General features: G+C 54.4%; 1 rRNA gene. It reads left to right on the top strand.

The window, feature by feature from the left end:
* Positions 1-518: ribosomal RNA gene (locus tag GTP55_RS29260) — 16S ribosomal RNA — on the top strand; the annotation flags it as partial.
* Positions 519-529 lie beyond the last annotated feature (11 nt).

The following is a 529-nucleotide window of genomic DNA, read 5'->3' on the forward strand; positions in this document are numbered from 1 at the left end:
GGAGTGCCCGAAAGGGAACCATTACACAGGTGCTGCATGGCTGTCGTCAGCTCGTGTCGTGAGATGTTGGGTTAAGTCCCGCAACGAGCGCAACCCTTGTCATTAGTTGCTACGAAAGAGCACTCTAATGAGACTGCCGGTGACAAACCGGAGGAAGGTGGGGATGACGTCAAGTCCTCATGGCCCTTATGGGTAGGGCTTCACACGTCATACAATGGTACATACAGAGCGCCGCCAACCCGCGAGGGGGAGCTAATCGCAGAAAGTGTATCGTAGTCCGGATTGTAGTCTGCAACTCGACTGCATGAAGTTGGAATCGCTAGTAATCGCGGATCAGCATGTCGCGGTGAATACGTTCCCGGGTCTTGTACACACCGCCCGTCACACCATGGGAGCGGGTTTTACCAGAAGTAGGTAGCTTAACCGCAAGGAGGGCGCTTACCACGGTAGGATTCGTGACTGGGGTGAAGTCGTAACAAGGTAGCCGTATCGGAAGGTGCGGCTGGATCACCTCCTTTCTAGAGTTTGC

The organism is Duganella margarita (assembly GCF_009857535.1).
GTDB classification, from domain to species: domain Bacteria; phylum Pseudomonadota; class Gammaproteobacteria; order Burkholderiales; family Burkholderiaceae_D; genus Rugamonas; species Rugamonas margarita.